The organism is Nonomuraea sp. NPDC005650 (genome assembly GCF_040605375.1).
Classification (GTDB): Bacteria; Actinomycetota; Actinomycetes; order Streptosporangiales; family Streptosporangiaceae; genus Nonomuraea.
The window spans coordinates 283,993-307,097 of sequence record NZ_JBEXCR010000001.1 but is presented as its reverse complement, the minus strand read 5'-3'; the positions used below and the strand labels follow the sequence as shown (position 1 = coordinate 307,097).

Genomic DNA, 23,105 nt, shown 5'->3' with positions numbered 1-23,105 from the left:
CCGAATCGAGGAGGTAAGGACAATGACCGACATCCTGGTACTCGGAGCCGGCTACACCGGAGTCGCCGCGGCCATCAGGACCGCCGTCAGGACCCGCCGCACGGGCGGCCGGGTGCGGCTGGTGAACGCCTCGCCGAGGTTCACCGAGCGGCTCAGGCTGCACCAGACGGCCGCCGGGGAGCGGCTGGCCGACTTCCCGCTGGAGGACGTGGTCGCGGGCACCGGCATCGAGTTCGTCCGGGGCCGCGTGGCCGGGCTGGACGTCGAGCGCCGGGAGGCGCGCCTGGAGGACGGGCGCGTGCTCGGCTACGACAAGCTGATCTACGCGCTCGGCACCGTCACCGATGCCTCGGTGCCCGGCGTCGCCGACCACGCCTTCGTCTACGACGACCACATCGGCACCGTACGGCTCGCAGAACGCCTCGCCGCCCTCGCCTCGGGCACGGTGGTCGTGGCCGGCGGCGGGCTGACCGGCGTCGAGTCGGCCACGGAGATCGCCGAGGCGCACCCTCATCTGCGCGTGGTCCTGCTGACCAGGGGGCGGCCCGGCTCCATGATGGGCGAGCGGGCGCGCGCCCACCTGGATGCCGCGCTGGAGCGGCTGGGCGTCGAGGTGCGGACCGGCGCGGACATCACCAAAGTCCTCCCGGACGCCGTCGAACTGGCCGGCGGCGAACTCGTCCACTCCGACGCGACGCTCTGGACCACCGGCACCAGGGGTCTGCCGGTGGCCGCCGGGTCCGGGCTGACCGTCGACGCCCGCGGCCGCATCGTGGTGGACTCCGCGCTGCGCTCGGTGTCGCACCCCGACGTGTACGCCGTAGGCGACGCCGCCGCGGTCAGCCAGCGGTTCGGCGTGCTGCACGGCACCTGCCAGGGCGGCATCCCCACCGGTCTGCACGCCGCCGACTCGCTCGCCGACACTCTGCGCGGCAGGACCCCGAAGGCGTTCCGGTTCGGGTACGTGCATCAGCCCATCTCCCTGGGCCGCAAGGACGCGGTCATCCAGTTCACCCGGCCGGACGACAGCCCGCGCCGGTGGTACCTGAAGGGCCGGGCGGCGGTCGCGTACAAGGAGACGGTGAGCGGCAGCCCGATGCCCACGTTCAGGCTGCTGAAGCGGGGGCTGGTGCCGGTGTGGGCGTTCGCGCTGAGCGCGGGGCTCGGGTGAACAGCACGGCGGGCGGGGCCTCCGGGCCCCGCCCGCCGCACTTACCGCGATCAGCGCATGGTCGAGAGCGCGTCGGTCACGTCACTCGGGTCGTCGAAGATCTCGTGGTCGGGCAAGGTCTCCAGGGCCTTGATGATGTCCTTGCTCGCCTTGTGCTGGCGGGCAGCCCTGAGCAGATCTTGCTTATTGGCCGGAAACTCGACGTCGCTCAGGTTCTTGAGCAGGTCGATCGGGTTCGGTATCGTTGTCATGACCCTCTGCTTCCCGTCAGTCACGGCATGTAACATCCGGTCATCTCTCCAGCCGTCGCCGCGCCCGTTCGACCGCGGCCGGCAGTTCCCGCCGCTCGGCCAGTGCCCGGGGCAGGCTCGGCACGGCCGTACGCAGCCCCTCCCAGCCCGCGGGGCCGGCCAGGAGCGCGTCGAGCGACCTGCGCGCCACCACCCGCCAAGGGCGGCGCAGCACGGCGGTCAGCACCGCGTCGCGGGTGGCCAGCACCTGCCTGCCGCGCGCGTCCCCGGACGGAGGCGGGTGGCGGTGGGCCACGACGTCGTCCACGTACGCCAGCCCCCACCCCTTCGCGGCCAGGTCCACGGCCAGCCGCTCCTCCTCGCCGGAGGACACGAGCACCCCGTCGAACCCGCCCGCCTCAAGGAACGCCTTCTTGCGCACCACCGCCCCCAGCGCCAGGAACCCCAGCACGCTCGGCCCCGGCAGGTCCGGCTCCACGCCGAGCGGTGAGGCGCGCATCCGCTCCGACACCGCGTCCAGCCGCTCCTCCGGCTCCACCAGCACGCGTGCCGCCAGGACGGCCAGCCGCGGATGCGCGTCCAGCACGTCCGCGGCCCGCTCCAGCGCCCCCGGCGCCCACCAGGAGTCGTCGTCGGCGAAGGCCACGTAGGGGGTCCCGGCCAGGCGGACGCCGGCGTCGCGGGCCGGCGCCCCCGGATCCTTGCCCGTCTCCACCAGGTGAACGTCCGGGAAGTGACGCCGCACGAACCCCGCCGTCACGTCGGCCGCGCCGCTGTCGACGAGGATCACCGGGCGCGGGTGCAGGGGGAGCGTACGGGCCAGCGCCCGCGGCCTGTTCCTGCCGGCCACCACCACGGTGACGCGCGGATCGTTCACAGGGGGCCACTAACCGTGCCGCGCTCTCTTACTCCTCCGGTTGACGCGCTCCCCGGAAAGGGGTAGGAAGAGCGGTAACAGTGTTACCCATAGGAAACGGCGTTACCGTGACTACTGCATACCAGCAGGCCCAGCAGGAGGGGCAGAGCGCCGTCCGGGCCGCGATCCTCGACGTCGCCACGCACCTGCTCGTCGCCGAGGGGCCGGCGGCGCTGACCGTGCGGCGGATCTCCGGCGAGGTCGGCTGCTCGACCAAGGTGATCTACACGCTGTTCGGCGGCAAGGACGGGCTCAGCCGGGCGCTGTGGCTGGAGGGGTTCGCGCGGTTCGAGCGGTGGCTGCTGGAGGTCACGGGCCCGGCGGACCCCCTGGCCGCGCTGCGCGCGGGGCTGGCGGCCTACCGCGCCTACGCGCTGGCCGAGCCCGACTACTACCGGGTCATGTTCCAGGGGGCGATGCCGGGGTTCAAGCCGGACCAGGAGTCGGTGCAGGCCGCCAGGCGGACGTTCGACCTGCTGCTGCGGGGCGTGGAGAAGTGCCTGGAGGCGGGGGCGTTGCACGGGGGCACGGCCAGGGAGATCGCCGATGTGCTGTGGATGGCCATGCACGGCGCCGTAAGTCTTGAAATTTCGGGCTATTTCGATCCGGACGAGGCGGCGCAGCGCCACCGGCTGCTCTGCGACTCGGTCCTCACGCCATTCCTGACCCACGAGGAGAGGAATCTGACATGACGCCCTACACCGGCGGGTTCGCGCCAGTGACCGATGAGATCACGGCCTTCGACCTGGAGGTCACCGGCCGCGTCCCGGCCGAGCTGAACGGCCGCTACCTGCGCAACGGCCCCAACCCGCTCAGCCTCGACGACCCCTCGGCCGGCCACCTGTTCCTCGGCGAGGGCATGGTCCACGGCGTGCGGCTGCGCGACGGCCGCGCCGAGTGGTACCGCAACCGCTGGGTGCGCAGCGCCCGCGTCGCCGAACGGCTCGGCGAGCCGGCCAGGCCGGGGCCCGTGCACGGGGGCATGGACTTCGCCGCCAACACGCACGTCATCGGGCTGGCCGGGCGCACGTTCGCGACCGTCGAGGCGGGGGCGCTGCCGTACGAGCTGAGCTACGAGCTCGACACCGTCGGCGCGTGCGACTTCGGCGGCGGCCTGCCCGGCGGGTTCGCCGCGCACACCCACCTCGACCCGGTCAGCGGCGAGCTGCACGCGCTGGCCTACTTCTTCGGCTGGGACCACCACCAGCACATCGTGATCAACCCCGAGGGCTCGGTGACGGGGATCAGGGACATCCCGATCGCCGACGCCCCGATGCTGCACGACTTCGCGCTCACCGAGCGGTACGTGGTGATCTACGACCTGCCGGTCACGTTCAGCATGGCCCACGCGGAGAAGGGGGTCCAGCTGCCGTACGCGTGGAACGACGCCCACGGCGCCAGGATCGGGCTCATGTCGCGCGAGAGCGGCGACGTGCGCTGGGTGGAGGTGGACCCGTGCTGGGTGTTCCACACGCTCAACGCCTACGACGACGGCGACGAGGTGGTCGTGGACGTGGTCCGCTACCCGAAGCGGTTCGTGGACGCCCGGCTCGACCTGGGCGGCCTGCCGACGCTCGACCGCTGGACGATCGACCCGGTCTCAGGCAAGGTCCGGCAGACCCGGCTGGACGACCGGCCGCAGGAGTTCCCGCGCATGGACGAGCGCCGCACCGGCCGGCCGTACCGCTACGGCTACACCTCCGCCGCCCGCGACCTGCACGACGTGCTGTACGCGCCCGACAGCGAGCTGGAGGACCTGCCCGACCAGGCGTTCGACAACACGCTGATCAAGCACGACCTGGTGCGGGGGACACAGGAGTGGCGGCGGTTCGGGCGGGGCGCGTACGTCGGCGAGCCGGTGTTCGTCGCCTCCGGCGAGGCCGAGGACGACGGCTACCTGCTCGCCTTCGTCAACGACGAGGCCAGGGGAGCGGCCGACCTGGTGATCCTTTCCGCGCAGGACTTCACCGGCGAGCCGGTCGCCACCGTCCACCTGCCCGCCCGCGTCCCGCTCGGCTTCCACGGGAGCTGGATCGCCGACTGAGCCGGACACGGTAGCCTCTTCGGGTTGGGATACTTGAGAAGCTCGTGCAGAGGGAGAGGCCGTGGCCGGTCTGGTCGTCGCCATGGACGGCCCTTCGGGGTCGGGTAAGTCGAGCGTGTCGCGTGGGGTCGCTCGCGCGCTGGGCCTGCGTTACCTCGACACCGGGGCGATGTACCGGGCGATGACCTGGTGGATGCTCACCCAGGCCGTCGACCTGGCCGACCCCGCCGCGATGGCGGCCCGCTGCGCCGAGCCGCGCATCGAGTCCGGCACCGACCCCGACGGTCCCAGCATCCACGTCGACGGCGTCGACGTGGGGGGGCCGATCAGGGAGGCCGGGGTCACCGGCGCCGTCTCCGTCGTGGCCGCCGTCCCCGAGGTCCGGGCGCGCCTGGTCGAGCTCCAGCGGGAGCTCATCGGCGCCGGTGACATCGTGGTCGAGGGCCGCGACATCGGCACGGTCGTCTGGCCGGAAGCGGCTGTCAAGGTCTACCTGACGGCCAGCCCGGAGGCCCGCGCCCGGCGGCGCAACGCCGAGGTGGCGGGCTCGACGGTGGAGGCGCAGCAGGAGGCCATGGCCAGGCGTGACACCCTGGACTCGACACGTAAGACGGACCCACTCTCGATGGCGGATGGCGCCGTCGAGCTCGACACCACGCCGCTGACCCTGGAAGAGGTTATCGCTGAGGTGTTGAGACTGGTCAAAGAGCGCACCTGAGGGTGCGGTACTCACAAAGGATGAAATTTCGTGGCAACGGGGGATTGGGTCGAGGCTGACCTCGACGACCTTGAGATCACCGAGCACGGCGACACTGCGCCGCTGCCGGTCGTCGCCATCGTGGGGCGGCCTAATGTCGGCAAGTCCACGCTGGTCAACCGCATCATCGGCCGCCGCGAGGCGGTCGTGGAAGACGTGCCGGGCGTCACGCGCGACCGGGTCACGTACGACGCCAACTGGCGTGGCCGCCGGTTCACGGTGGTCGACACCGGCGGCTGGGACCCCGACGCCACCGGGATGAACCTGCGCATCGCCGAGCAGGCCCAGGTCGCCGTCGAGCTGGCCGACGTGATCGTGTTCGTCGTCGACGCCACCGTGGGCGCGACCGACGCCGACGAGATCGTGGGCGCGGTGCTGCGACAGTCGGGCAAACCGGTCATCCTGGCCGCCAACAAGGTCGACAACCAGCAGCTTGAGCTGGAGGCCGCCGCGCTGTGGGCGCTCGGCCTCGGCGAGCCGTACCCGGTCTCGGCCCTGCACGGGCGCTCCAGCGGCGACCTGCTCGACGTGATGCTCGACGCGCTGCCCGAGACGCCCGCCGTCAAATTCGAGGCCGAGCGCGGCCCGGCCCGCGTCGCCCTGCTGGGCAAGCCCAACGTCGGCAAGTCCTCGCTGCTCAACAAGCTCGCCGGCGAGGAGCGGGTGCTGGTCGACCCCATGGCCGGCACCACCCGCGACCCGGTCGACGAGCTGATCGAGCTGGGCGGGCGCACCTGGCGGTTCGTCGACACGGCCGGCATCCGGCGGCGCGACCGGGAGTTGCAGGGGGCCGACTTCTACGCGGCCATGCGCACCCGCGCCGCGCTGGAGCGCACCGAGGTGGCCGTCGTGCTCATCGACGCCAGCGAGGTCCTCACCGAGCAGGACCTGCGCATCATCGGCCTGGTCATCGAGTCGGGCCGGGCGATGGTGGTGGCCTTCAACAAGTGGGACCTGGTCGACGAGGACCGCCGCTACTACCTGGAGAAGGAGATCGACCGGCAGCTCGTGCGCACCCCGTGGGCGCTGCGGGTCAACATCTCCGCCCTGACCGGCCGGCACATCGACCGGCTGGTGCCCGCCCTGGAGAAGGCGCTCGACTCCTGGTCCACCCGGGTGCCGACCGCCCGGCTCAACGCGTTCCTGACGGAGCTGGTGCAGCAGACGCCGCCGCCGGTGCGGGGCGGGAAGCAGCCCAAGATCCTCTTCGCCACTCAAGCCTCCGTCGAGCCGCCGAAGTTCGTGCTGTTCACGTCGGGATGGCTAGAGGACACCTACCGGCGCTTCATCGAGCGGCGCATCCGGGAGGAGTTCGGGTTCGCCGGCTCGCCGATCGAGGTCACGATGAAGATCCGGGAGAAGCGCGGCAAGAAGGAAAAGTAGCCTGCGCGGGGCCCGGGGGAATCGCTTTGCCGTTCCCCCGGGCCCGGCCGTAAGATCTACGGCAACACGTCGACGGAGACGAGTAGCCAGAGGTCCGCAGGGGTCCAGAGAGCCGCCGGTAGCTGCGAAGGCGGTCCCGTGCTCCGCTGGTGAAGACACTCCCGAGTGCGGGGAGGAAATGCCCCGCCGGCCTGACCCCCGTCATCGGGTCGTCGAGGCCGCCTCCGCTGAGGCGGCGAAAGTGCGGTGGCACCGGGAGCTCCCTTCTCCCCCGCACTCCCAAGGGGTCATGCAATTCCTCGTGAGGAGCTGTAATGATCTCTCGTGTCATGTCGGCGGAGCTCGCTGAGCACGCCGGCCAACGAGTGACGATCGCCGGCTGGGTCCATCGCCGCCGGCAACTGAAATCCGTGTCCTTCCTCGTCGTCAGGGACCGTACCGGCCTCGCCCAGGTGGTGGCCGCGAGCGACCTGCCCGGCGAGGAGAGCGTGGTCGAGGTCACCGGCACCGTGACGGCCAGCCCGCAGGCGCCGGGAGGCGTCGAGCTGGTCGAGCCGGAGATCGAGGTGCTGACGGAGCCGTACGCGGCGCCGCCGTTCGACCTGTACCGGCCGGTGGTGTCGGCCGGGCTGCCGACGATCCTCGACCACGCGCCGGTCGCGCTGCGGCATCCGCTGCTCAGCGCGCCGCTGGAGATCTCGGCCGCGAGCGTGGCGGGGTTCCGCGAGACGCTCGACGGGCTCGGGTTCACCGAGATCCACACCCCGAAGATCGTCGCCTCGGCCACCGAGTCGGGCGCGAACGTCTTCGGCATCGACTACTTCGGCCGGCCCGCCTACCTGGCCCAGTCGCCGCAGTTCTACAAGCAGGCGATGGTGGGGGTGTTCGAGCGGGTCTACGAGGTCGGTCCCGTCTTCCGCGCCGAGCCGCACGACACCGTACGCCATCTGGCCCAGTACACCAGCCTCGACGCCGAACTGGGCTTCGTCCGGGACCACAGGGACGTGATGGCGGTGCTGCGTGAGGTGGTGGCGGGCATGCTGGAGTCCGTACGGCGCCGCGCCCCGTCCGCCGTCGAACGCGCCGGCGCGGTCCTGCCCGAGGTGCCCGCCGAGATCCCGGCCGTTCACTTCACCGAGGCGCAGGAGCTGACCGGCTCGACGGAGCCGGACCTGTCGCCCGCGCAGGAGCGCTGGCTGTGCGAGTGGGCGGCGCGGGAGCACGGGTCGGAGTTCCTGTTCGTCACCGGATACCCGATGTCCAAGCGGCCCTTCTACACCCACCCCGACCCCGCCTGGCCCGGCCACTCCAACGGGTTCGACCTGCTGTTCAGGGGGTTGGAGCTGGTCACGGGCGGTCAGCGGCTGCATCGGTACCCGGACTACGTGGCCGCGCTGGCCGCCAGGGGGGAGGGCCTGGAGGCGTACGAGGGGTACCTGCAGGCGTTCCGGCACGGGATGCCGCCGCACGGCGGGTTCGCGCTGGGGCTGGAACGGTGGACGGCGCGGCTGACGGGGGCCGCCAACATCCGCCAGACCACCGCATTCCCCCGCGACCTGCACCGCCTGTCCCCGTGACCGACGGCCCTCCGCGCCCGCCTCTCAGGCGGGCGTGGAGGGCGCGTTCCGCCGGGTGCGGGGCATCAGCAGCGCGACGGCCGCGCCCAGCAGGCAGATGAACGCCGTGACCAGGAACATCTCCGTGTACTCCGTGTGCAGCGCCGCCTGCACCTTCGCGGTGTACTCGGCCAGCTGCCGCTGGTACGTCACCGTGTCCACGCCGAACGGCAGCGGCGTGTCCAGGTGGGCGGTCAGCGACTGGAACCGGTAGAAGCCCCACGCCGACACCGCCGCGATGCCGATCAGCATGCCCATCATCCTGGCCACCACGACCGCCGCCGACGCCACGCCGTGCTGGGCCGCCGAGGTCACGCGCAGCACCGCCGACGAGACCGGGGCGATGACCAGGCCCAGCCCCAGACCGGCGACCACCAGGTCGACGTCCACGACGAGCCCGGCGCTCTCGAGTTCGAGCGGCCACCGGCTCATCAGCCAGTAGCCGGCCGCCGCCAGCACCATGCCCGCCACCGCGACGACGCTGTCGCCCAGCCTGCGGGCCAGGAGGCCGCCCAGCAGGGCGCCGACGGTGAGCGCCGCCAGGAACCTGGCGAGGACCAGCGCGGCTCCCAGAGCGTCCTCGCCGAGCAGGGTCTGGGCGGTGAACTGGACGAACACCATGGTCACCAGGAGCGCCGCCCCGGCCAGGAAGCTCACGGCCAGGGTGGCGAGCAGGGGGCCCTTGCGGGTGGCGGAGAGGTCGAGGAGGCGTACGGGGGAGCGGATCTCCCACCACACGAAGATCCCGGTCACCAGCGCTCCGGCGGCGATCACGGGCAGGCCCCACGGGGGGAGCACGGTGGTGGCCGGGTCGGGGTTGTACAGGCCCACGACCAGCAGGGCGAGCGCCAGCGCCAGCAGCGCGCCGCCGACGACGTCCACGCGCCGCCGCCCGCCGCCGCTCCCCACCGGGGCCGCGCCGTCGCCGGTGGCCGTCTCGGCTGCGGCGTCCCCCGCCTCGTCGGCGACCTCGGATGTGGTCGCTGAGGGCTGGGCGACCTCGGATGTGGTCGCTGGGGAGAGAGCGGCCTCAGCTGCGGTCGCTGGGAGGAGAGTGGCCTCGGGGGCGGGCGTGGCGTGGTCCGCCGGGTTCACCGCCGGGCTCGTACGGGTGGGCGTGCCGGAGGGCACCGTGAAGTGGACCGCGACGGCGGCCAGGGCGGCGAGCGGGAGGTTGATCCAGAAGATGGCGTGCCAGCCGCCCAGCTCCACCCCCGCCACCACGGTGCTCGGGATCAGCGCCAGCACCCCGCCGTACAGGGGCCCGAGGGCGCTCCCGAGCTCCTGCGCCGCCCCCACGGCCCCTAGCGCCACCGGCCGTTCGCGCTCGTCCCACAGGTCGCCGATGAGCGCCATCGTGATCGGCAGCAGCGCCCCGCCGGCCACCCCCTGCACGGTTCGCCCCGCCACCACCATCACCTCGCCGGCGGCCAGCGCCGTCAGCACCGAGCCGAGCGCGAACGCCGCCAGGCAGGCGTGGATCAGCGGCCGCCGCCCGTAACGGTCGGAGAGCTGGCCGAGCAGCGGCATCGCGGCGACGTACCCGAGCAGGAACCCCGTCACGATCGGCGTGGCCCGCTCCAGGTGGTTCAGCGGGATGTTCACGTCCTCGGCGATGTCGATGAGGACCGTGACCACCACGTACGCGTCGAGCGCGGCCAGCAGCACCACCGCGCCCCCGGTGCCGAGGACGACCCGGCGGGCGGCTCTCATCCGGCGGCGGGCGGCGTGATCGTGACCGGCGCGTCGTAGTCGCTGAACGACACCGTCACCGTGCCCTCCTGCACCGGCAGGCTGGCCTTGGTCAGGCGGCTGGTGGCCTGGTCGATCCAGACCTTGCCGTTCACACCCTGCGAGAGACCGGGGATGATCTGGACGAGAACCTGCCCGGGGAACGTGGTGGCCACCCGGTAGGCGCCGCCCTCCAGCGCCTCCACCTTGGGATCGGTGGCCGAGGCGAGCAGCTGCGCGATGCCCTTGGTGGGATTGAGGATCACCGAGGGGTCGTAGAACTGCGCGAGCTGCTGGCGCGTCATCTTCTGGAAGCCGCCCGTGGGCCCCTTGAAGTGGACGGTGTCCCCGACCACGGCGAAGCTGATCTCCTGCAGGCCCATGAGGTCGATCGTGATCGTGCCGTCGGCGTCACCGGCGGCCGTGAGCCTGCCGTCCGCCTTCTTGACCGGCACGTTGGTCTTGCCCTCGGTCGTGATCGAGAAGCCGGCCGACTTGACGCCCTTCATGGCTTCGGCGGCCTTCGTCATCAGGTCGGGACCGGCAGGCAGCTCGCCGCCGCCGCCCGAGGAGCACGCCGACACCAGCGCGAGAACGGCGACGATCAGAAGCTTTCTGAGCATGTGCGGATCGTATCGACCGCCCGGGAACGCCGTGCGGCGTCGCGGATATCGGTTGGGTGTCAGCCCACTGTCTTAAGCCCACGGTCTCAGCGCACCGTCTCAGCCCACGGTCTCAGCGCAGTTTCTTGAGACGCTCGACGATCGGCGCGAAGGCCGCCTCGATCGATTCGAGCTGGTCGTCGGTGAGCCGGTCGACGAAGTGCTCGCGCACGCTCGCCACGTGGTGCGGCGCCACCCGCTGGATCGTCTCCCAGCCCTCGTCGGTCAGCACCGCGAACGTGCCCCGCCGGTCGTCGCGGCAGTCCTCCCTGGTCACCAGGCCCTTGGCCTCCATGCGGGAGATCTGGTGCGACAGCCGGCTGCGCGACTGGATCGTCGCGTCGGCCAGGTCGCTCATCCGCATGCGCCGCCCCTCGCTCTCCGAGAGGTTGACCAGGATCTCGTAGTCGTTCAACGAGAGCTGATGCTCCTGCAACTCACGGTCGAGCCGGTGCATGAGGAGCTTGTGCAGCGCCAGATGCGTGCGCCAGGCACGCTGTTCGGCGGGTGAAAGCCAGCGAGGCGCGCTCATGATCTCTAATCTATCGCACGTAAAGTGAAGCGCTATGGAGCAACGGGATTCAGGGGAGAGCCTGGGCACCGTTCTGGTCGCGGGCGCCGCCAACCTGACCATCGCCGTGGCCAAGCTCGTCGCGGGCCTCCTCAGCGGCTCGGCGGCCATGCTGTCGGAGGCGGCCCACTCGGCCGCCGACACCGTGACCGAGCTGCTGTTGCTGGTGGCCGTGCGCAGCGCGGGCCGGCCGGCGGACCGGCGGCATCCGTTCGGCCACGGCAAGAGCGGTTTCGTCTGGGCCATGATGGCGGCGGTCGCGACGCTGGTGGGCGGGGCCGGGTTCTCGATCACGCACGGACTGCACGTGATCAGTCATGGCGAGGAGCTGACGAACCTCGCGCCGGCGTACATCGTGCTCGCCGTCGCGTTCGTCATCGAGGCCGTCTCGTTCACCAAGGCCCTCTCCCAGCTGCGCAGGCAGGCCGCGAGGTACGACCTCGACCCGCTCCGGCTGGTGCGGATCACCTCCGACACCGCGTTGAAGGCCGTGCTGTTCGAGGACGCCGCCGCCCTCGTGGGCCTGATCATCGCGGCCGCCGGGCTGGCTGGGTCGCAGCTGACGGGCTCGGCGCTGTGGGACGGCGCCGCGTCGGTCGGGATCGGCCTGCTCCTGCTGGTGGTGGCGATCACCCTGATCCGGTCGAACCTGTCGCTGCTCATCGGCCGGGCCGCGCCCCCGCAGATCGAGACCGGCATCCGGGCCGAGCTGATGGCCCAGCCCGAGGTGGAGGAGGTGGTCGAGCTGCTCACCATGATGATCGGGCCTGGCTCCATCCTCGTGGCCGCCAAGATCGACTTCGTGGACGTGGCGAGCGCGGCGGGCGTGGAGATCGCCTGCGACGAGGTGGACAAGCGGCTGCGCGAGCGCTTCTCCGGGATCAGCCTGGTCTTCCTCGACCCCACCCCGACCCGCCGCCGCTGACCGGGGTCGGGGGCGGGGTCAGCTGAAGTAGTGCATGGCCACGGCGACGCCGATCACGTGCATCAGCACCACGATGACGATGAAGGAGATGAACACGAACTTGGCCGGCCCATGCTCGAACGTCTTGCCCTCTTCGAGGGGCCGCCGCTGGGCCATGCGGTCGGCGATCCGCTCCTCCAGTGACTTCTTGTAGAACATGCGTGCCAGTTTATTCGTGGGGGATGGGCACCCTTGTGACGGGGGCATCCGTGACGACGCTTACCCTGATGTCGGGTCCGACGCTCCATTCGAGCAGGTGCCGGTCGCCGAGGTCGTCGCCGCCCGCGCGGAGCTTGTCGAGCGTCAGCTCGCCGCGCTTGATCAGCGCCTCCTTGCGCGTCCAGTGCCGGATCAGCTCGTCGTTGCCGGTGACCATCGCGCGCTCGCGCGGGGTGAGCACCCGGTCCGCGAGCAGCGGGTCCAGCGGCCCCGGCGGCACGTGCTCGGCGTCCACGCCGACCTTGCCGGGCCCGGCCGCCGCGCACACGTAGCCCCGCGTGTGGCTGAAGCTGACGCCCAGCTCGGGCGCCTCCTCGATGTACGGCCTGCCGTGCCCTGGCCCGTGCAGGTCGCAGTGCTGGCGCAGGGTCAGCTCCTGCGGCCTGACGTCGAGCACGGCGGCGGCGCAGAGCCGTACGAGCAGGTGGGCGGCCACGAAGCAGGCCCGATCCGCCTCGAACCTGAACCGCCCGGCCCGCTCGGTCTCCACCTCGGTGAGCCAGTCCTCCGGGGCGCGCACCTCGTCGGGGCGGCCACCCATCGCTAAGAAACCGATGGTCAGTCCTTCTTCTTGTCGCCGGTGAGGTTGTACTGGTCCTCCGAGGCCGCGCCGAGAACGGTCACGTCATGGATCTTCCAGGTCCCCTTCTCCTTCACAAGACTGATCTTAAGGTGCGAGTCCTTGACGGAGCGGATCGCCTCGGAGGTGTTCACCTGCTGGTCGACCACGACGATGGCGTGCGCGGTGGCCTCGTCGACGTCGGACAGGTAGACCTCGCGCACCGTGGCCTGCGAGGTGGCCTTGAGCTTGACGATGACCTGCGCCATCGCCCCGCCGAACGCCGCGTCGTAGGTGGCCAGGAAGTCGCCCGTGGCCTGGGCGGCGAGGGTGGAGCGGGTGCTCTGGAGGTTCTGGTAGTCGTAGCTGAGCAGGGCCTTGCTGAACGCGCCGGCCGCCCCCGACACCTCCAGCCGCAGCGCGCGCTCGGACTCGAGCCTGGCCCGCGCGGCCTCGGCCTGGGAGGCGGAGATCCACTGCAGCACGGCCGTGGCGGCGAGCGCGGCCACCAGCATCGCCGCCAGCGTCCCCAGCAGCCGGGCCCGCGTGAAACGCCCGCCGCTCTTCGAGGCGGGGGCCGTCGCCGTGTCCTCCGGAGAAGGGGCCTCAGGGGTCTCCTCGGAGGGGGTCTCCTCGGAAGGGGTCTCCGCGGTGGGGGCCTCGTCGGTTGGGGCCTCATCGGTGCGGGCGTCCTCGGCGAGGTCCTGCTTGGTGGTCATTTAGACTCCTCACGGCGGCGGGCGGCCCGGCCCGTCGCGATCCAGCCCACGATGCCACCACCGGCCACCACCGCGAGGAATATCCCGGCGATCAGGGGGGTGGCGTTCGGTGGGGTGCGGGACGCGGGCCCGGCGGCCGCCGCGCCGCTGGGCGACGGCGTGGTCTCCGGGCGCTGCTTCGGTTTCTCGGTGTTCCTCGCCACCGGGCGCGCGGACTCGGCGGGCGAGGCGGTGCCCTGGCGGCGATCCGCACGGGAGTCCCCGGAATCCCGGGAGCCGTCGGAGTCCTCAGGGTCCTCGTCGGCGGGGTCCCCGGCGGCGGGGGAGGGGCAGGAGCGCAGGGTGGGGACGGTCGGCGGCCCGGCCGCGCCGGCGTACTCCTCGGCCGGCGTCGGCCCGCCCGGCACGCTGAAGATGAACGCCGCCTTCCCGTACACGGTGTCGCCGTGTCGTTCGCTGATGTCGTCCGCCAGGCTGAGCGCGGTAGGGACGATACTGAGCAGGTGGTGCACGTTCCGCTCGGTCTCCGGTGAGAACGCCGGCCGGTGCGGCTGCCCCAGCGCCGTCAGCAGGCATGAGAACCCGGGCCTGGACTTCTTGACGGCCGCGTCCAGCTGGGCGAACACCCCCGGCCCCCGGTCGAGGAAGGCGTTCAGGTCGGCGCGGGAGGCGCGCAGCGTGCTCGTCACCGTGCTCAGGTCCGTGATCCCGGAGGCCAGCTCGCCCCGCTTGCCGGCCAGCGTGTGGGTGAGCCGTGTGAGCTGCACCGACAGGTCGTCGAGTACGGCGGCGTTGTCGGCCAGGGTGCCGGTGAGGGAGTGGGCGTCGTCGATGATGTTCCTGATCGCGGGGGCCCGCCCGTCCAGCGCGACGGCCAGCTCATGGGTGATCGTCTTCGCGTCGCGCGGCGGCACCGCGTTGAGCAGCCTGCCGACGCCCTCGAACAGCTTCTTGTAGTCGAGCGGCACCGACGTCTTGGCCAGCGGGATCGTGTCCCCGGCTGCCAGCGAGGGGCCCGTCGCGCCGGCGGCGGGCGGCGAGAGCTCCACGTACGGCTCCCCGATGGCCGACTTGCGCCGCACCTCGGCCGTGGCGCCCTTCGGGAGCTTGATCCCCCTGTCGATGTCGAGGCCAACCACGATCTTGCCGGGCGCCAGCCGCACGTCGCCGATCTTGCCGACCCGCACCCCCAGATACGCCACGTCGAACCCCCGGATGAGACCCGGCGACGACACGAACTCGGCCGAGACCCGGTAGGGCCGCTCGATGGCGTCCAGCCGGATGATCGTGCTGAACGCCCAGACGGTCATGACCACGCCCAGGACGGCGAAGAAGCCCAGGTTCAGATAGATCCGGTGTCTCATCGCGGCGGCTCCAGGAGCAGGCGGAAGTCCTCGATGCGGTTCGGCAGCGGCCCGTCCGACGATCTCTTGGGCAGCAGGACGCCCTTCAGCCACAGGTAGATGAGCACCTGCCCGTTGACGGTGATCGGCGGCGCGTCGATGAACTTCTGGAGCCGCGCCACCAGCGTCTTCAGGTCCTCCTTGCCCCGCTGCATCGACGAGGAGATGGCCTCCAGCTCCAGCAGCAGCGTGCGCAGTCGGGCGGCGTGCCGCGGGTAGACGGTGAGGTTGGCCTCCTTGGCCAGCCTGGTCAGCGCGATGATCGTCTTCTTCACGTGCTTGCGTCCGTGCGCGATCCGCGCGGTGGCCGCGGCCAGCGTGCCCGGCAGCCGGTCCAGCTCGCCGCTGCCCTTGGCGAGGTCGTCGCCCAGCCTGGCCAGGGCGTCGATGCTGGTGCCCAGGTCCCGGCGGGCCGCGGCGTAGGCGTCGGTGACCTCGGCCGTCTGCTTGATCAGCTTGTTGACGTCGTCGCCCTTCCCGGCGAACGCGGTGGAGGCCGCGTCCAGGATGGCGTTCACGTCCTGCGCGCCGAGCGCCTCGATGAGCGGCCCGGCCTTCGCGGTGACCTGCTCGATGTCCGGCTCGACGGACGTCTCGGAGATGGTGGCGCCGTTGCTCAGGTACGGCCCCGTGGCCAGGTCCTTGCCCGCGGGCGGCGTGAGCAGGACGTAGTTCTCGCCCAGGACCGACGTCTTGGCCACGGTGGCGGTGCTGCCCTGAGGCACCCGGTACCTGGACACGATCGACATCGTCACCTTGGCCCGGTAGCCCTCCAGCCGGATGCCGGTGACCGTGCCCACCCGTACGTCGGAGATCTGCACGCTGTGCCCGGCCACCAGGCTCTGCACGTCGTCGAAGACCGCGTGCAGGGTCAGATCGCCGGTGGTCGCGCCCAGTGTCTGGAGCGAGCACGACGCTGTCACGGTGAGCGCCAGGATCGCGGCCAGCAAGCGTGCCCTCATCGGCGCCTGCCCTGCTGCTCGTAGGGGCAGTTGCTCAGCCCGGCGGGCAGGCACGGCACCCGGCCCAGGTTCAGCGACTCGAACAGCGGAGTCAGCCACGCCCTGGTCATCGCGTTGAGCACGACGCGGATCTTCAGCACGTGCTGCTTCCTGTCCCACGAGTCGATCACCACGTCGGCGAAGTCGGCCGCGCCCTTGACCGCCTGCGCCACGGACGCGCTGTTGGCGCGCATGGTCAGCACCAGCTCGGCCAGCGTCCCGGCGGCCTGGGGGAGCCGCTCGGAGTACTGCTCGATGATCACGTCGCCGCGCCGTACGAAGTCGGCGATGCCGGTGATGAAACCGCGCAGCCGCCGCCGCTCCTCCGCGAGGATCGAGCTGGCCTCGGCGAACGAGTCGATCGCGCCCGTCACCTGGCTCTCGCGCCTGTTGAGGCTGGTGGCCAGCCGGTTCAGCCCTTTGGCGAGGTCGATGAGCTGCTGGTCCTGCTTGGCCAGGGTGCCGGTGAGCCGGGAGGTGTCGGCGATGGCGTTGTTGATGGTCTTGCCGCGCCCCCTGACCCCGTCGGCCAGGTCGCTCGCCACGGAGCCGAGCTTCTTGTCGTCGAGCGCGTCGGTGAGCTTGGTGAACGCGTCGAGCGCGTCGTCGATCTCCACCGGCAGGTCCGTGCGCTCCAGGGGGATGACCGTCCCTGGCGCGGCCTTCTCGTCGCCGGGTTTCCACGGGGGATACAGGACGACGTTGCGCTCGCCGAGCGTGTTCTGGGGTGCGACCACGGCTTTCACCCCGGCCGGGAGCGGCACCTGCCGGTCGACCAGCAGGTCGACTCTCACCTTGTCCCCATCGATCCGGATCTTCTCGACATATCCGGCGTCCAGCCCCATCACCTTGACCCGCGCCTGCTCGTACAGGGAGGGCGCCTTCTTGAAGATCGCCACCAGCCGGTACGGCTCCGGCCCCAGCACGGTGCACCCCGAAGACAGGAACAGCCCGGCCACGGCGAGCAGGATCGCGATCGGCCGTCTCATTTGGCACTCTTCCTGTCCTTGGAGATCGCGGCGAGCACCTCCGGGTTGATGGGGCCGAGGCCCGTGGCTATGGCCTCGAGCCACGGGCCTTGGCCGCCCATCGTGGACAGGCCGGAGAAGGTCGGGCCCGCCCATGCCAGGAGCGAATTGAACTGCTTGTTGCTGTCGCTGAGCCGGGTCGTGATGGCCGCGTTGTCGTCCAGCACCTGGACGAGGGTCTTCTCGTGCTCGTTGATCAGCTTGGTGGTGCTGCGCACCAGGTCGCTGCCGTCGCCCAGCAGCGTGCGCAGCTCGTCGCGCCGCCTGCGCAGCTCGGCCAGCATGACCCCGATGGCGTCGATGAGCCGGGAGAGCTGCCGGTCCTTCTTCTCCAGGACGTTCATGATCCTGGTGCCGTTGTCGAGGAGCCGCTGGAGCTGCGGCTCGCTCTTGCTGATCGTGTCGGACAGGTCGCCGATGTTGCGCAGCAGCCGGGTGATGCGCCCGCGCTTGCCGAGGTCGACCTTGTCCAGCTCGGTGAGCAGGTCGTCGACGGCGTCGGTGTCCAGGCGCTGGACCAGCCGGGTCGCGTCCTTGATGGCGTCGTTGATCAGGGTGGGCACGCCGGTCCGGGCCACGGGGATGCGCCGCTGCCCCTCGGGGAGCTGGTCCATGTACGGGGCCGAGACGGGGCCGGTGAGCTTGACGTACCGGCCGCCGAGCAGGTTCGACAGGGCGATGTCGGCCCGGGTGCCGCGGCCGAGCCGCACGTCGTCGTCCACCTTCCAGGTGACCACCACGTTCCCCTGCGCGTAGTCGGCGCGGACCTCGGTGACCTTGCCGACGCGCACCCCGGCGACCCTGACGTCGTTGCCGGTGCGCAGGCCGCCGGAGTCCACGAACACGCCGGACATGTAGTAGCCGCCCTCCAGCAGCCCCAGGTTGCCGACCAGGAACGTGCCGGCGAGGATCGCGGCGAGCGTGGCCAGCGACGCCAGGCCGACGACGATCCGGTTGCGGTCGCGGAAGGACTTGAGCGCCATCACTCGCCCACCAGGAGCTTCTGGAGGTCCTTCGTGCTCTGGACCCGCGTGTTGCGCAGCGGCGGCGGCGCCTGCATCCCGTACGGGCAGGGCGCGGCGCTCAGCGCCACGCACGGGACCGCGGTGATGAAGTAGCGGCCGCGGTCCACGGTCTGGTACGCACGGGCGAACAGCGGCTGGAACGTGCTGATCGTCCTGTCGACCTCGGTCACGTGCCGCCTGATGCCGCCGGTCAGCCCCGACAGGTTGTCGACCAGCCGGCCCAGCTCGTCGGCGTTCTTGCCGAGCACCTCGTTGGAGGTGTGGACGGTCGTGGACAGCTGCACCAGCGACTCGTCGATCAGCTCCCGGTTGTCGGCGAACGCCTCCGACAGCGTGACGAGGTTGTCGACGAGCTGCTCGATCTGCTTGTCGCGCCGGGCGACCACGCCGGTGACGGTGGCGTAGTCCTTCAGCAGCTGCTCGATGGTCTTCCTGCGCTCGGTGACCGTGGTGGTGATGGCGTTGACGTTGTCGAGCAGCCTCGGGATGTTCTGCTCGTTGCCCTTGAGCGACTTGGCGGCGGCGGTGAGGAGCTGGTTGATCTGGTCGGGGTCCAGGCTGCGGGTGAGCGGGCCGAGGTCGCTGACCAGCTGGCCGATGTCCACGACCGAGGACGTACGGGTGATCCGCGCCCCGGGCGCCAGCCTGCCGGTCGCGGTGCCGGGCAGCAGGTAGACCACGCGCTGGCCGACGGCGTTGCGCCAGCGGATGGCGGCCTCGGTGTCGGCGGGCACGGTGATCCCCTGCTGCACCTCCATGCCCACCTCGGCCCGCCCGTCCACCACCTTGATCGTGTCCACCTGGCCCACGGGCGCTCCGGCGATCTTCACCTGGTCGCCCTCGTTCAGCCCCGACACGTCGTCGAACACGGCGACCAGCCGGTAACCGGCGCCCGTGCTCACCCGGGCGATCTGCACGCCGATCACCACGATCAGCGCCACGCACAGGCCGACGAAGACCGCGAACCGGGCGAACGTCCAGGCCCGCCGCATCTCAGCGCCTCCCGTCGGTCGGGCCGCAAATGCCGACGATCAGCTCGCAGACGTCGGTCGCCACGAACGCCTCGACCTGGAGCTGGCGGGTGTTGCCCGGCCCGGGTGCCTCGATCAGCTCGTTGAGCAGGTCGACCAGCCTGTTCAGGCCGCGTACCCCGTCACCGGCCAGGCCGAGCTGGGCGTAGATGAGCGCGGCCACCCGCTCGGTGGAGTGCACGCCGGCCCGCAGGTCCTGGCGGTGCTTGGCCAGCCCATGGGCCGCCAGGCCGGAGACGGAGGTCACCTCGTCGAGCAGCACGCGCACCTTGTCGGCCCGCGCGAGCAGGTCGGGGGTGATGACGTTGACGTCGGAGGAGATCGACACGAGGTCGTCGCCCTTGTCCTGCAGAGCCGTGCCCAGCAGGGCGGCGTCGTGCAGGAACTGCCTGGCCCGGCCGCGCTGCCGGTGCGCGACGCCGATGACCGTGCCGGCGTCGCCGATCAGCTCGCGCAGGTTGCCGCCCTCGCCGTCCAGGCCCTGGGCCAGGGTGTGCACGATGACGGTGACCTCGCGCGGGTCGACGGCGTCCAGGCCGCGGTAGGCGGCGCCGAGCGTGTCGGACAGGTCGAGCGGGCCCTCGGTGTCGGTGATGACGGCGCCGCCGGCCAGGTAGGGGCCGGTGGTCTCACCGGAGCCGGGATTGAGGTCGAGGAACTTGGGGCCGAACACCGAGGCCGGCTCGACGGAGGCGACCGTGGAGCCCGGGACCTTGACGCCGGGGTCGAGGTGCATGGTCACCACGGCCCGGCCCCTGGCGTCCAGCGACACGCTCGTCACCTTGCCGACGGTGATGCCGCGGATCTTGACGGGGGAGCCGGGGTCCATGCCCTGCCCGGCCCGGGCGAACACGGCGTCGATCCTGGTCCCGCTCAGCTCGGTGGCGGTGCGGATGACGTACAGGGTGGCCGCGGCGAACACGACGAGCACCGCGAACGCGATGCCCACCCGGGCGGCGAGGGAGAGTTGGAATCGGCCCACCGGTTCACCCCGTCAGCGGTATGTTGCCGCCGCCGCCCCAGAACAGGTACGACAGCAGCAGGTTGAGCAGCACGATCGTGACGATCGACTGGCGGATGGCACGGCCCGCCGCCACGCCCACGCCCACCGGGCCGCCGGTGGCGTGGAAGCCGTGGTAGCAGTGGATCACGATGACCGCGAAGGCGAACACGCCGACCTTGCTGACGCTGAACACGATGTCCCGGACCGGCAGATACAGATAGAAGTAGTAGTCGTAGACCCCCGGCGCCAGGCCGAACAGCACCGTGCACATCAGCCGGGTGGCGAAGAAGCTGGCGAACAGCGCGATCAGGTAGATCGGCACCAGCGCCAGCAGCGCCGCCACGACCCTGGTGCAGATCAGGTACGTGAAGGCGTTGATGCCCATGACCTCCAGCGCGTCGATCTCCTCCGAGATCCGCATCGCGCCCAGCTCCGCCGTGAACGACGAGCCCACCTGCGCCGCTAGCGCCGTCGCGGCGATGATCGGGGTGATCTCGCGGACGTTCGCGAAACTGCCCACCAGGCCCATGAACGACTCCGCGCCGATCGCCTGCAGCCCCTGGTAGCCCTGCAGGCCCACGGTCGCGCCCACGACGAACGCCATCGTGAACACCACGAAGATCATGCCGCCGCCGATGACGGTCGCCCCGACGCCCACCACGACGTCGCTGACCTGCCTGACGACGACCTTGGAGAACTTGAGCCGCAGGACGACGTCGCGTACGGAGTAGTACAGCACCTTCCACACGAACAGCGGCCAGTCGGCCAGCGTCGCGAAGCGCTCGGCGACGTCGCGCCCCCGCAGGGCGAGCCGCAGGCCGGCCGTGCGCGTCACCATCATCACAGCGACCTCGGCGGGTAGGCCAGGAAGTAGACGGCCGAGATCACGTAGTTGAACGCGAACACCAGCATGAACGTCACCACGGTCGCCTGGTTGACCGCCCGCCCCACGCCGACGGGGCTGGAGGCGCACGTCATGCCCTTGTAGCAGGCGACCGCCGCCGCGATGAACCCGAAGATCCACGCCTTGAACAGGGTCACGTACAGGTCGGAGGCGACGACCAGGGAGAACGCGCCGTCGAAGTACGCGCCGGGGGTGACGCCCTGCACGATCACGTTGAAGAAGTAGCCGCCGCTCGCGCCGGCCAGGATGACCAGCGGGCACAGGCAGACCGCGATCGTGCTGGCCGCCCACATGCGCGGCGTGACCAGCCGGTGGATCGGGTTGACCGACATGACCTCCATCGCGCTCAGCTCGTCGCGGATGTGGCGCGCGCCGATGTCGGAGGTCATCGCGCTGCCCCCGGCTCCGGCGATCAGCAGCGCGCTGGCCAGCGGCGCCACCTCGCGGATAAGCCCGACGAAGACCGCGCTGCCGGTCGCCGAGCTGGCGCCCAGCTGCCTGGCCAGCTCGCCCACCTGGAGCGCCACGGTGGCGCCCAGCGGCAGGGCGACCAGCAGGACCGGGACGCTGGTGACCCGGGCCAGGAACCAGCACTGCTCGACGAACTCCCACCACCAGCGCCTGATGTCCCAGGTTCTGCGCAAGCCCTCAAGGACGATGACGAACAGCTCGCCGACCTGGCCGAGCGCCGATCCGGCCCGGCGTCCGACGTACCCGGAAAGGGTCATCGGCGACCTCGGGTTACCGCCATGACCACCTCCGCCGTCTACGGATGAGTGGCAACCCTACTGACGGGTTGTCTAGTAGTCGATGCTTTCGTGGGAATTTGCGCGAAAGGTATGAGACGCAGGTCACATGTTGTCAGCCAGGCACGAAAAGTGACCGCGCCGTTACGACCCGACTCCCCTTGACGTCGTCCCCGTGGGGTTGTTTGCCTGTACGCAAGGCCAGGAAGACTGAGTTGCAAGAGGTGGTGCACATGCTCATTGGGACGATTCTCCGCGCCAAAGGAAGTGACGTGGCTACCGTGGCGCCCGGGGCGACGGTGCGCGAGCTGCTGTCCACGCTCGCCGAGCGCAACATTGGTGCCGTGGTGGTCTCCACCGACGGCCTGTCCATCGAGGGCATCGTGTCCGAGCGTGACGTCGTGCGCCGGCTGCACGACCGCGGCCCGGCGATCCTCGACGGCCCCGTGTCCGCGATCATGACGACCCAGGTGCGCACGGTGGGGCCCGGCGAGAACGTCGACTCGTTGCGGCAGATCATGACCACGCAGCGGTTCCGGCACATGCCGGTGGTCGAGAACGGCCGGCTCGTGGGCATCGTGAGCATCGGCGACGTGGTCAAGAGCGCGATCGAGGAGCTGGAGACGGAGAAGGCGTCGCTCGTCGACTACCTCCACCGTTGACAGGGATGGCACCCTTGGGTCCGTGATGTACGGGCCTCCTGACTATCCGCCTGAGTATCCGCGTGCCACGAGCAGTCCGACGATCATCGTGCTCGTGTCCGGGCTCGCCGCGCTGCTCGGGTTCCTGCTGGGGGTCTTCGTCGGGTTCGGCGCGGCCACGGCGTCCGGAGAGCCCGCCCCTCGGGTCACGGTCACGGTCGAGGGCACTGAGCCCCCCGAGCCCGACGCCACCGGCCCGTCATCGCCGGTCCAGCCCACCCAGCCCCAGGGCACGCAGCCGCCGCCCGGCCAGACGGCGCCGGGCCAGCCGGGCCCCACTCAGACGGGGCCCGGCCAGACCGGGCCGACTCAGACAGGGCCGGCTCAGACAGGGCCGGCTCAGACGGGGCCTACCCAGACGGGGCCCGGCCAGAACCCGCCGGGGCAGACCGGCCCGCCGAGCGCGGGGACCGGCAGCAGTCCCGCGTTCAACTCCCTGTCCATGCGGACGCTCATCGTGGGCACGGACATCCAGCCGGGCACCTACCGCACGGCGGGCCCGACCGCGGGCATTCCCATGTGCTACTGGGCCCGGCTGAAGAGCGCCACGGGTGACGAGATCGCGAGAGGCATGCCGTCGGGCCCGGCGAGCGTCACCGTCCAGGCCACGGACAAGGCGTTCCGGACCGCCGGATGCGCGGAGTGGACCAAGGCCTGATGCTTTTGTGCATCAAAGTCTGGACAAAAGAGCAAGAATGCG

Annotated in this window: 25 protein-coding genes; 9 read left to right on the top strand and 16 right to left on the bottom strand. The window is 71.0% G+C overall.

All coding sequences use genetic code 11. The features are described from left to right. Positions 1 to 22: 22 nt before the first annotated feature. A complete protein-coding gene (locus ABZS69_RS01430; RefSeq protein WP_355364550.1) occupies positions 23 to 1,171 on the top strand; it encodes an FAD-dependent oxidoreductase in 1,149 nt (382 codons plus the stop codon). A 50-nt stretch (positions 1,172 to 1,221) separates the two neighbouring features. Here the strand turns inward: ABZS69_RS01430 and ABZS69_RS01425 are convergent, their stop codons facing one another. Together ABZS69_RS01425 and ABZS69_RS01420 are read right to left on the bottom strand one after the other, a co-directional pair. Beyond that, positions 1,222 to 1,422, bottom strand: coding sequence for a DUF2795 domain-containing protein (locus ABZS69_RS01425; protein WP_355364547.1), 201 nt, complete (start codon positions 1,420 to 1,422; stop codon positions 1,222 to 1,224). Positions 1,423 to 1,462: 40 nt separating this feature from the next. Continuing rightward, a complete protein-coding gene (locus tag ABZS69_RS01420; RefSeq protein ID WP_355364544.1) occupies positions 1,463 to 2,299 on the bottom strand; it encodes a glycosyltransferase family 2 protein in 837 nt (278 codons plus the stop codon). 107 nt (positions 2,300 to 2,406) lie between these two features. On the opposite strand from ABZS69_RS01420, the gene ABZS69_RS01415 reads away from it, so the two are divergent. From ABZS69_RS01415 to aspS, 5 genes are all read left to right on the top strand, one after another. Beyond that, complete coding sequence (locus ABZS69_RS01415; RefSeq protein ID WP_355364541.1) at positions 2,407 to 3,030, top strand: TetR/AcrR family transcriptional regulator; 624 nt, start codon at positions 2,407 to 2,409, stop codon at positions 3,028 to 3,030. Beyond that, a complete protein-coding gene (locus tag ABZS69_RS01410) occupies positions 3,027 to 4,382 on the top strand; it encodes a carotenoid oxygenase family protein (protein ID WP_355364538.1) in 1,356 nt (451 codons plus the stop codon). The genes ABZS69_RS01415 and ABZS69_RS01410 overlap by 4 nt, the downstream gene beginning before the upstream one ends. A gap of 61 nt (positions 4,383 to 4,443) precedes the next feature. Continuing rightward, on the top strand, positions 4,444 to 5,100 hold the full coding sequence (cmk, locus tag ABZS69_RS01405) for a (d)CMP kinase (protein WP_355364535.1): 657 nt from the start codon (positions 4,444 to 4,446) through the stop codon (positions 5,098 to 5,100). Positions 5,101 to 5,130: 30 nt separating this feature from the next. Continuing rightward, positions 5,131 to 6,522 (top strand): ribosome biogenesis GTPase Der, encoded by a 1,392-nt coding sequence (gene der / locus ABZS69_RS01400; protein ID WP_355364532.1) that lies wholly within the window; start codon positions 5,131 to 5,133, stop codon positions 6,520 to 6,522. Between the two features lie 314 nt (positions 6,523 to 6,836). Then, positions 6,837 to 8,099: an aspartate--tRNA(Asn) ligase gene (aspS, locus tag ABZS69_RS01395; RefSeq protein ID WP_355364529.1), complete on the top strand. Its 1,263-nt coding sequence runs from the start codon at positions 6,837 to 6,839 to the stop codon at positions 8,097 to 8,099. A 24-nt stretch (positions 8,100 to 8,123) separates the two neighbouring features. Here aspS and ABZS69_RS01390 read toward each other — a convergent pair whose 3' ends face one another. From ABZS69_RS01390 to ABZS69_RS01380, 3 genes are all read right to left on the bottom strand, one after another. Continuing rightward, on the bottom strand, positions 8,124 to 9,851 hold the full coding sequence (locus tag ABZS69_RS01390) for an MFS transporter (protein WP_355364526.1): 1,728 nt from the start codon (positions 9,849 to 9,851) through the stop codon (positions 8,124 to 8,126). Beyond that, positions 9,848 to 10,492 (bottom strand): LppX_LprAFG lipoprotein, encoded by a 645-nt coding sequence (locus tag ABZS69_RS01385; RefSeq protein ID WP_355364523.1) that lies wholly within the window; start codon positions 10,490 to 10,492, stop codon positions 9,848 to 9,850. The genes ABZS69_RS01390 and ABZS69_RS01385 overlap by 4 nt, the downstream gene beginning before the upstream one ends. A gap of 112 nt (positions 10,493 to 10,604) precedes the next feature. Continuing rightward, positions 10,605 to 11,063: a MarR family transcriptional regulator gene (locus ABZS69_RS01380; RefSeq protein WP_355364520.1), complete on the bottom strand. Its 459-nt coding sequence runs from the start codon at positions 11,061 to 11,063 to the stop codon at positions 10,605 to 10,607. Positions 11,064 to 11,097: 34 nt separating this feature from the next. On the opposite strand from ABZS69_RS01380, the gene ABZS69_RS01375 reads away from it, so the two are divergent. Beyond that, the gene (locus ABZS69_RS01375) at positions 11,098 to 12,027 is read left to right on the top strand and encodes a cation diffusion facilitator family transporter (RefSeq protein WP_355364517.1); all 930 of its coding nucleotides are present in this window, start codon (positions 11,098 to 11,100) and stop codon (positions 12,025 to 12,027) included. A gap of 18 nt (positions 12,028 to 12,045) precedes the next feature. Here ABZS69_RS01375 and ABZS69_RS01370 read toward each other — a convergent pair whose 3' ends face one another. The 11 genes from ABZS69_RS01370 to ABZS69_RS01320 are packed head-to-tail and all read right to left on the bottom strand — an operon-like array spanning position 12,046 to position 21,686. Continuing rightward, entirely contained in the window at positions 12,046 to 12,225 is a 180-nt protein-coding gene (locus ABZS69_RS01370) for a hypothetical protein (protein ID WP_355364514.1), read from the bottom strand. 10 nt (positions 12,226 to 12,235) lie between these two features. Next, entirely contained in the window at positions 12,236 to 12,826 is a 591-nt protein-coding gene (locus tag ABZS69_RS01365; RefSeq protein ID WP_355364511.1) for a 4'-phosphopantetheinyl transferase superfamily protein, read from the bottom strand. A gap of 17 nt (positions 12,827 to 12,843) precedes the next feature. Continuing rightward, positions 12,844 to 13,563, bottom strand: a complete 720-nt coding sequence (locus ABZS69_RS01360; RefSeq protein WP_355364508.1) for a hypothetical protein — start codon at positions 13,561 to 13,563, stop codon at positions 12,844 to 12,846. Next, entirely contained in the window at positions 13,560 to 14,927 is a 1,368-nt protein-coding gene (locus ABZS69_RS01355) for an MCE family protein (protein WP_355364505.1), read from the bottom strand. Before ABZS69_RS01355 ends, ABZS69_RS01360 begins: the two co-directional genes overlap by 4 nt. Continuing rightward, positions 14,924 to 15,928: an MCE family protein gene (locus ABZS69_RS01350; RefSeq protein WP_355364502.1), complete on the bottom strand. Its 1,005-nt coding sequence runs from the start codon at positions 15,926 to 15,928 to the stop codon at positions 14,924 to 14,926. The genes ABZS69_RS01355 and ABZS69_RS01350 overlap by 4 nt, the downstream gene beginning before the upstream one ends. Beyond that, positions 15,925 to 16,956, bottom strand: coding sequence for an MCE family protein (locus ABZS69_RS01345; RefSeq protein WP_355364499.1), 1,032 nt, complete (start codon positions 16,954 to 16,956; stop codon positions 15,925 to 15,927). The genes ABZS69_RS01350 and ABZS69_RS01345 overlap by 4 nt, the downstream gene beginning before the upstream one ends. Further along, the gene (locus tag ABZS69_RS01340) at positions 16,953 to 17,978 is read right to left on the bottom strand and encodes an MlaD family protein (protein ID WP_355364496.1); all 1,026 of its coding nucleotides are present in this window, start codon (positions 17,976 to 17,978) and stop codon (positions 16,953 to 16,955) included. The genes ABZS69_RS01345 and ABZS69_RS01340 overlap by 4 nt, the downstream gene beginning before the upstream one ends. Then, positions 17,978 to 19,012: an MlaD family protein gene (locus tag ABZS69_RS01335; RefSeq protein ID WP_355364493.1), complete on the bottom strand. Its 1,035-nt coding sequence runs from the start codon at positions 19,010 to 19,012 to the stop codon at positions 17,978 to 17,980. The genes ABZS69_RS01340 and ABZS69_RS01335 overlap by 1 nt, the downstream gene beginning before the upstream one ends. A gap of 1 nt (position 19,013) precedes the next feature. Beyond that, complete coding sequence (locus ABZS69_RS01330; protein ID WP_355364490.1) at positions 19,014 to 20,033, bottom strand: MlaD family protein; 1,020 nt, start codon at positions 20,031 to 20,033, stop codon at positions 19,014 to 19,016. 4 nt (positions 20,034 to 20,037) lie between these two features. Then, positions 20,038 to 20,895 carry an ABC transporter permease gene (locus tag ABZS69_RS01325; protein ID WP_355364487.1) on the bottom strand — a complete coding sequence of 286 codons (858 nt, stop codon included), beginning with the start codon at positions 20,893 to 20,895 and terminating at the stop codon, positions 20,038 to 20,040. Next, positions 20,895 to 21,686 carry an ABC transporter permease gene (locus ABZS69_RS01320; protein ID WP_355364484.1) on the bottom strand — a complete coding sequence of 264 codons (792 nt, stop codon included), beginning with the start codon at positions 21,684 to 21,686 and terminating at the stop codon, positions 20,895 to 20,897. The genes ABZS69_RS01325 and ABZS69_RS01320 overlap by 1 nt, the downstream gene beginning before the upstream one ends. A 251-nt stretch (positions 21,687 to 21,937) precedes the next feature. Between ABZS69_RS01320 and ABZS69_RS01315 the strand changes: the two genes are divergently transcribed. Beyond that, on the top strand, positions 21,938 to 22,366 hold the full coding sequence (locus ABZS69_RS01315) for a CBS domain-containing protein (RefSeq protein WP_355364481.1): 429 nt from the start codon (positions 21,938 to 21,940) through the stop codon (positions 22,364 to 22,366). Positions 22,367 to 22,460: 94 nt separating this feature from the next. Next, entirely contained in the window at positions 22,461 to 23,063 is a 603-nt protein-coding gene (locus ABZS69_RS01310; protein WP_355364478.1) for a hypothetical protein, read from the top strand. Positions 23,064 to 23,105 lie beyond the last annotated feature (42 nt).